We start from the raw sequence: 7239 nt of genomic DNA, 5'->3' as shown, positions 1-7239 counted from the left end.
GAACAATTAGAGAATATCACACAGCATCCAAACAGCGAAGCTGGTCAATACTTGAATACATTTTTAATAATACGAGGTGGCGATGAAATGCTGAGAAAAACTAAAAACTTTTTAAAGGCAAATGGCTTTCATTACAAAAAAAATTATGTATCGCCATTGATCGCACCTGAGAATTATTACGTCCTACGTTTCGGCAGAAATCATCTAAATAACCGTTATGTTGTTCAGTATAGTTACACTTGGACTGGACGAATGAAAATTAGTTCGATCAATTTGCGTTTACATGGTCAAAAACGACCACGAATTTTTAAAAATGAAACACAGCTACTTGCTTATTTACGTAAACACCTTAAATTATCTTAATTTTGGTGCTAAAAAATGTGGAGTACGAAACTTTCGGATAGCTATGAAAGTTTTCGTACTCCACATTTTATTTTGTTATTGATTAAAGCATATCCCAAATCAAAGCAACATCTGGCGAAACTGTATTTGCTGGTGCAACATCAAATCCCACTGCTTTACCAGTATCTAGCGAACCGCCAGCAACAGCCAATTGTTTCTTGTTTGAGAAGTCTTTAGTAACGGCGTCAGTTGCTGCGTCCAACGAATCAAATTGTGCATGATAAGTAGCACGCAAACCACCATTGAAATAAAAACTAACTTTATAATATCTGTTCATGACTTATCTTCCTCCATAACGGGCATTTCTTTATAGCATACACTACTAGATAATCTCCGCCAATCATTAAATGAAGCGCGTAACATCAGAGCGTGGTCTAAAAAACATTCAGATTCTACTTTGTAAATTCTAAGAGCAACCCTGCAAACTATTCTTTAAGAATTTGAAATCCGGCAAAAAAGTAACTCGTAGGCTTAGTTAAACTACGTATGATTGACGTTAGTGGGCCACCGTTCATGTTTATTCAGGTTGTAAAGCCAATCATCCTGACCATTATAAAATGACGCTATGCCTAAAAAAGCACACAAAATGGCAAACCAACTGCGAACATCTACAATTGGCATTAACGTAGGTAAAAGCCAGCCAATACCTAAAGCAACAATTAAGTTGAGTAGCCCGTTTATCCAACCACCAACACCAACAAAATCAAGTAAGAGCCCGTGACGCGATAACGTTTGATCGTTATTTTGCCGAGCAACAAGCCCAGCCGGCCACTGCCAGGCCAAGTTTATAACAAGTGCACCAAGCACAAAAACTATTGGCAGCCACCAAACCGTTGTATCTACGGACCAAAAATTATGGCGGTTGCCTAAGCGAATCGACTTGGATAACATAACAACCCAAAAGAAATCAAAAAAGATAATTGGTAAACAATAAATAAAACTAAACACAACCAATCGATTAAATTTGTTGCGTTGCTTAACCTCTACCACATTATGATCTTGTAGCATAACGTGCTTGCTTCGTTCTTTCACGCTCAATTTCATGTTGTTCATGGTAGATGGCCAATTTAAAGACGCCATGAATGGTTAGTGCGAGCGGTATTACGTGGATTAATGCCATTGGAATTAACAATTGTGGCTTTGTGACCAACGGTTTTAACCCTCTGGCCATATCAGCATGTTTGGAATGAAACTGTTTGTGTTTTAACATAAAATTTACCTCCTAAGAGCTTTAATGTTAATTTTGCGCAAGCGCTAAAATACTTATTCACGGAGGATGTCCATTCTCCTAACACGTACTTCGCATCCTGGAAACATGGCCCTCCTAAGAGCTTTAATGTTTATTTTTGCGCAAGCGCTAAAATTAATATCTACTTAGAACAGTGATTAATGGATCAATTTTAGTTTAACACGTTCATAGACAAACAGTCGTATAAAACGTTGCTACAAATTAGGATCCATTTTAAAAACAAGCCTAGATAATTCAGCGCCTTGCGTTGTTAAATCGGCCAATAACTTTTTAGTGGCCTGATTATAATGGGCAGCAATTTCATGATTTTGTTGGGTTAAATAAACCGTCAATTCATCACCGGCTAAATTTTCTGCCTTCGCATCAACACTTGCTATTTTTGTACGAGCCCATTGTGATAACTCTTTTTGATAGTCTAGATCGGCCTGAATAAATTCGGCATAATGCGATTCAACGATCATTGCCAATGCCTCATACAGCCAATAAGCGCTGTCCAGTGACATCTCCTGGGGCAGCTTACGGTAAGATTCATCCGTGTCAGTTGCGTTGCTAAAAAAAGGAACGTGCGGACAGAAACTAGGAACGCCAAACCCAAGCCATTGCACACCGGCCGCCCCATTTTTACTGTTGTCACGCATCTGCAAGATATGAGAATTAGCAGTTCGCGATAATGAAATTGCCCGGTAAGTTTTTTTATCATGTTCACTACCATGACCTAGCGGATCGTATTTGGTTTCATTGTAATGTGATTTCAGAATATACTGAACATCTTCCACCGTAATCTTTCGGTTTGCTCGCCGAATAAATGGTAGATTGGGTGATTCTGGTTCTTGCTCAATTTCGGGATTCAAATAGCGCTGCGCAAACCAAACTCGTGGTGTGTTGTAGTGATGATCCTTTTCCGTATCCGTACCAAAAATATGTCGGAAATTCCACTGATCAGTATCTGGATTCAGTTGATTTTGCTCAACAAATTGTTGAATTCCATCAGCCCACATATAATTATTTGAATCAGAAAAATCAATCGCTTCAATCGCAATTTGATTTGCCGCCACAGCGTAACAATCATCAGGAATTCGAACAGCAACCCACTGATGACCGGTAACAATTTCCATATACCAAACCTCATCACTATCACTGAATTGCACACCGTTACCCTCTGCTGAACCGTATTTTTTTACTAACTCGCCTAGATAGCGAACACCCGCACGAGCCGAATCAATAAACGGTAGGACCAACGTTGTCATTGAGTCTTCGGCCAAACCATTTTCCACAAACGGATCATACGCTAAAACGCGCTCGTTTGCATAAACACTTTCCGTTGCACTTTCACCAACGTTTTTTTCGTTAAATCCATCTTCTTCGTTTGGCCCATCACTTTGATCGCCATTCGGTGTCGAAGTATAACGATAACCACGCTCAGGTAGCGGCACTGTTAAACCATTATAGGGTGAAGTGTAAATTTCCTGACGACCAGAAACAGCTGGCTGAACCAAAAATTTTTTGGGGTGAATCGCGATTAAACGATCCTCGTTACGCGAAATATAGGTTGCGCCATCAAGTGACGCCTTTTTGCCCACCATTATTGAGGTGCAGGCGGAAAGCTCAATTCTATCTGTCATCATTCAATCTCCTGTCACTATATTTTATTTACCACTCTAATTATGCGATATTTTTCGGATAAAAAGAGTAGCATTTACAGCGATAAGCCTTTGACTCCAAAAAGAGCCACACTCCATCACTGCGCAAATTTATTTCTAAGTAAACCCGATTGGCCTGCCATTAACAAATCTGAAGAACAGCATAGTGCGCTTAACTTACAAAAAAGTAGTTTTTGCGAAACGTATTAGTTTGTGTCTGAATGCTTTTTCAAACACGCTCTAGTTTAAGTCAATTAAAATCTTTTTTGCTTTCGGCTGAACATCTACGTTTTCAACAAAGCGACTTAACTCGGCGTGTAAACTTGCCATGCTTGGATTTTTTAAATGATAAGTTGTTTTCATTTTTTGAATAATGTCAGCGTTAAAATTATTATTTGTATCTAATTGATCAACAGCCGCATAGTGGCGGTTAACGTAGGCCGCAAAAAATTCAATCAAGCCATCTGGTGCTTCATCAAAATTGGAATCACCTGTCATCTGAATTTTAAACTCATTTGTTAACGGCTTACCATCAGCAGTTAACGTTTTTAATAATTGAAATAAAGTCAGCATTTTATTATCCCCTTAATTAAATAATGAATCTTCTTTCATTGTAGACCTTTTTACTGTTTATAAGTATTGAAAGCTTACAAAACGAATCACTAAAAAAAGAGGATAAAAAAAGGATCAGTAACGGGTACCAAAGATTAATCATTCAATCTTTGAAACCCACCTACTGACCCATTTTTTTGTTCCAATTTTGTTGAGCCTGGCCATAGAGGTGCTGTAATTGTAATTCATCTCCGGCCAACGAATAGCCTATAATCTGATCCATTTCTTGATCACTAAATAATTGAAAAGGTAACCTGAGTTGCTTTCGTAATTGACTAAAATTGGCCAAAATATCCGGTAACGTCAAATTAAACTCTGTCATTAATTGTTTTAAAACAACAACATAATAATCCTCAATTTTATAATAGGTTAGTCGATAATCTAAAACATCATGCTGCCGTAACAACTGTTCCAAGTTGAAATTTGGCTGTGCCATCGACAAACCTGCCAATTCAATGGCAATACTTTGCAGCAGGCCACTGAGTGCACTTCCGTAACGCCGCCACTCATAATTATTTTGAAAGGTTAAGTGAGCAACTAAATAACGGCGACTCCAATAACCAGTATCCACCGCTTGTTCATCGGCCGCCACCAGCAACTGCATAATCGTTTCTCTCTCAGATAGGCCTGAATGTGGTAACTTTATTAGCCCAGCCTGCTTATAATCAATAATCCCTGGTGCGTAATGATTATGAATAATTCGTAAATAACTGTTCTGCCTTAATATTTGCGCACCAAGCTCAGTCACCTGATAAAATTGTAATGAAAAAGTTTGGCCAATTAGCCTAGGTTCACACTGTTGATTAATTCGCCTGACCAAATCCGCCTTGCGACCACTAATTTTTAACCCTTCAAAACGCAAAAATGTTTTTAACTGTGCAACTGTATAGTGTGGCAAAACAATCAGTGGATCCTTTGTTATAGTTAGATAGCCTTGTGTCACCAAATCCGCTAAGTAGGTCTTTGGATCTACACGATAATGTAGCCACCAAAACGGCTGATTAAGCTGATAATGACTGCTTTGATTATTTGCTAAACTCAAGGCTAGTATCTCCATTTTTGTTAACATCACAGTTCCCTTCTTTAACTGTTTCTAAACTACTCAGTGATAACCTAACTGTCAACTAAATAAAATAGAAGTCTGCTAAAAATTTTCAGAGATACAAATAGTAAGCGGCCAGGACTTTTATCCTGACCGCTCACTATTTTCGACCATTACTCTAGAACGTGCGCCAAAACCGAATTTTGTCCCACTCCCATCCAATTTTATAATAATTCACTTTTTAGTTAGTAATCGAAACCAAACGTGCTTGACGTTCTCGGGCCAGCCGCGCAGCAGTCTTTTCCTCTACCCGCAAGGATAATGCCGAGAAAATTACCATTGGTGCCGTTAAAAATGCTTCTAGGCCAAAAACCATAAAGGCCAAACCTTTAATCGATAAGTGTTGTTGGTCTAAAGCAACAATTTGCTCTTTTAAAGTTGACCAAAAGCTCTTCGTCTGCTGAGCTATATTACTAGGACGTCCAACGTTCCCAACATTGCCGGTTTGACCAACACGCCCAGTATTTCCAGAGTTTCCACTATTGCCATCGGATGGCTCGCTAAGTTCAATCATTGAATTAGCCGGTACTGCCGTGTTCGGACAAAAAGTATCAATTGCAACAAATTGAAACGCCAAAAATAGCAAGTAAATAAAAACCAAATTATGCCTAACATTCATCAGCCTAACCCCACATTTTCTCTTTAATTCAATACTACAAATAAAGCGCATACATTAATGTACAAAAAAATAACCGCCTATTCGTGCTTTCAAAGAATATCCTAGCAAATAATTATGATAGAATGATTAAAAAATGATAAGAGCCGGTTCATTAAAGACTCTAGTCATCCATAAACAACTAAATTTTGCTTTTTTATTTAGTTGTGCTAAACTAATTTTATGCGATGAGTCGAGTAAACCAAACATTAGATAGTGATGTCTAGTGTTCCGCACAAGCGGCAGTCCGAGGGGACGATAACTACTTGTAGTTATTAGTGGTCATTCGATACAGGCCACCTCTTTTCGTTATAACGAGCAGCGACTTTTTGATTGTGGAGTCAATAAGTCATACAACTGTAGAGGCTTGGTCTGTGTTAAGCGGTCACTATGTGATCGCTTTTTTATTTTGCTGAATATTTTAAAGTTGGCGTGTATTAAAAAATGTATTCTTGAAGCAACTCCCCCCGGTATTAGATTTTAGTCCAATACGGGGGTTCACTTCATGGCCACACTTTTTTTCATTTAAACGTTATATTTTTATAAATAACTAAAACGGCTAACGACAAATAACTTAATCTCTGGTACACTCGATGCTAGTTAATTAATAATATTACGAAAGTCCGAACTGGAGGGATCGCTTTTATGAGCGCTTTGATTGATTTTGTTTTACACATTGACAGCCACCTGATTACAATCGTTAACACATTTGGCAATTCTAGTTATTTTATTCTTTTTGCCATTATTTTTGTTGAAACTGGCGTTGTCATTCTTCCCTTCCTCCCTGGTGATTCACTGCTATTTGCCGCGGCCGCCCTTGCCGCCAACCCCATTTATCATTTAAATATCTGGGTATTTATCTTGCTATTTCTCATTGCCTGTATGGCAGGTGATTCTTCAAATTACTGGATTGGCCATAATGCAGAGCGACTCCTTTCTCGTTACAAGTGGTTCCGCCGTTTTATTAATGAGGACAGTCTAGCTAAGGGCCAAGAATTTTTTGAAAAGCACGGGGCCGTTTCAATTATCTTGGCTCGTTTTATGCCCATCATTCGGACCTTTGTTCCGTTTGTTGCTGCTGGTGCGGGCTTCCCTTACCGTAAATTTATTCGTTATAATTGGATTGCATGCATTGCCTGGGTTGCACTTTGTACCGGCGCCGGCTACTTCTTTGGTAACATTCCAGTTGTCAAAGAACACTTCTCGGCCGTTATTATTGGCATCATTGTGGTTTCCTTAATTCCAGCAGTTGTTGGCTTCATTAAGGGTAAAACATCTCCGAAAGAAAAAATTGATTAAAAATAATATACTTGGCGTTAAAAAAGTTTAATTAATACTAACTAAATTGAAAACTTGGATTAGTTTTACCTTCTAAAGGAACGATTTCATCTTGTTAATATCAGGATGAAATCGTTCCTTTATTTTACCTTATAATGGGTCAATTCATGATCTGCGCAAATAACATCAAATTTATTGATAAAGTGATATGGTTAAAAATTTATGAGTGTTTAAATAATTATGTGTAAATGATTTATTGAGAATTGAAAAAGGGAAGCCTCTCCCTTATGATAGTTAGCGT

General features: G+C 38.2%; 9 protein-coding genes. 2 read left to right on the top strand and 7 right to left on the bottom strand.

Annotated elements, in window-relative coordinates; translation table 11 throughout:
- Positions 1-87 precede the first annotated feature (87 nt).
- The gene (locus tag EKM61_RS10765; RefSeq protein ID WP_068222245.1) at positions 88-363 is read left to right on the top strand and encodes a hypothetical protein; all 276 of its coding nucleotides are present in this window, start codon (positions 88-90) and stop codon (positions 361-363) included.
- Between the two features lie 82 nt (positions 364-445).
- Here EKM61_RS10765 and EKM61_RS10760 read toward each other — a convergent pair whose 3' ends face one another.
- The 7 genes from EKM61_RS10760 to EKM61_RS10730 form a co-directional block, all read right to left on the bottom strand.
- Positions 446-679, bottom strand: a complete 234-nt coding sequence (locus EKM61_RS10760) for a hypothetical protein (RefSeq protein WP_068222244.1) — start codon at positions 677-679, stop codon at positions 446-448.
- A 203-nt stretch (positions 680-882) separates the two neighbouring features.
- Positions 883-1410 carry a hypothetical protein gene (locus tag EKM61_RS10755; RefSeq protein ID WP_068222241.1) on the bottom strand — a complete coding sequence of 176 codons (528 nt, stop codon included), beginning with the start codon at positions 1408-1410 and terminating at the stop codon, positions 883-885.
- A complete protein-coding gene (locus EKM61_RS10750) occupies positions 1394-1612 on the bottom strand; it encodes a hypothetical protein (RefSeq protein WP_068222237.1) in 219 nt (72 codons plus the stop codon). The genes EKM61_RS10755 and EKM61_RS10750 overlap by 17 nt, the downstream gene beginning before the upstream one ends.
- A 233-nt stretch (positions 1613-1845) precedes the next feature.
- Complete coding sequence (locus EKM61_RS10745; RefSeq protein ID WP_068222234.1) at positions 1846-3273, bottom strand: C69 family dipeptidase; 1428 nt, start codon at positions 3271-3273, stop codon at positions 1846-1848.
- 258 nt (positions 3274-3531) lie between these two features.
- Positions 3532-3864 carry a hypothetical protein gene (locus EKM61_RS10740; RefSeq protein ID WP_068222231.1) on the bottom strand — a complete coding sequence of 111 codons (333 nt, stop codon included), beginning with the start codon at positions 3862-3864 and terminating at the stop codon, positions 3532-3534.
- A gap of 160 nt (positions 3865-4024) precedes the next feature.
- Positions 4025-4972: an SAP domain-containing protein gene (locus EKM61_RS10735; RefSeq protein ID WP_068222229.1), complete on the bottom strand. Its 948-nt coding sequence runs from the start codon at positions 4970-4972 to the stop codon at positions 4025-4027.
- A gap of 214 nt (positions 4973-5186) precedes the next feature.
- A complete protein-coding gene (locus EKM61_RS10730) occupies positions 5187-5624 on the bottom strand; it encodes a hypothetical protein (protein WP_068222227.1) in 438 nt (145 codons plus the stop codon).
- A gap of 681 nt (positions 5625-6305) precedes the next feature.
- Here EKM61_RS10730 and EKM61_RS10725 point away from each other — a divergent pair.
- Positions 6306-6959, top strand: coding sequence for a VTT domain-containing protein (locus EKM61_RS10725; RefSeq protein WP_068222224.1), 654 nt, complete (start codon positions 6306-6308; stop codon positions 6957-6959).
- Positions 6960-7239 lie beyond the last annotated feature (280 nt).

Source organism: Loigolactobacillus backii (assembly GCF_003946275.1).
Lineage (GTDB): Bacteria > Bacillota > Bacilli > Lactobacillales > Lactobacillaceae > Loigolactobacillus > Loigolactobacillus backii.
Note: the sequence above shows the minus strand (reverse complement) of the source record. Positions and strands in the feature narration are given on the sequence as shown.

Excerpts from the sequence above, each read along its gene's own strand:
- EKM61_RS10765 (WP_068222245.1), top strand. The coding sequence starts at position 88 with ATGCTGAGAAAAACTAAAAACTTTTTAAAGGCAAATGGCTTTCATTAC.
- EKM61_RS10760 (WP_068222244.1), bottom strand. The coding sequence starts at position 679 with ATGAACAGATATTATAAAGTTAGTTTTTATTTCAATGGTGGTTTGCGT.
- EKM61_RS10755 (WP_068222241.1), bottom strand. The coding sequence starts at position 1,410 with ATGCTACAAGATCATAATGTGGTAGAGGTTAAGCAACGCAACAAATTT.
- EKM61_RS10750 (WP_068222237.1), bottom strand. The coding sequence starts at position 1,612 with ATGTTAAAACACAAACAGTTTCATTCCAAACATGCTGATATGGCCAGA.
- EKM61_RS10745 (WP_068222234.1), bottom strand. The coding sequence starts at position 3,273 with ATGACAGATAGAATTGAGCTTTCCGCCTGCACCTCAATAATGGTGGGC.
- EKM61_RS10740 (WP_068222231.1), bottom strand. The coding sequence starts at position 3,864 with ATGCTGACTTTATTTCAATTATTAAAAACGTTAACTGCTGATGGTAAG.
- EKM61_RS10735 (WP_068222229.1), bottom strand. The coding sequence starts at position 4,972 with ATGTTAACAAAAATGGAGATACTAGCCTTGAGTTTAGCAAATAATCAA.
- EKM61_RS10730 (WP_068222227.1), bottom strand. The coding sequence starts at position 5,624 with ATGAATGTTAGGCATAATTTGGTTTTTATTTACTTGCTATTTTTGGCG.
- EKM61_RS10725 (WP_068222224.1), top strand. The coding sequence starts at position 6,306 with ATGAGCGCTTTGATTGATTTTGTTTTACACATTGACAGCCACCTGATT.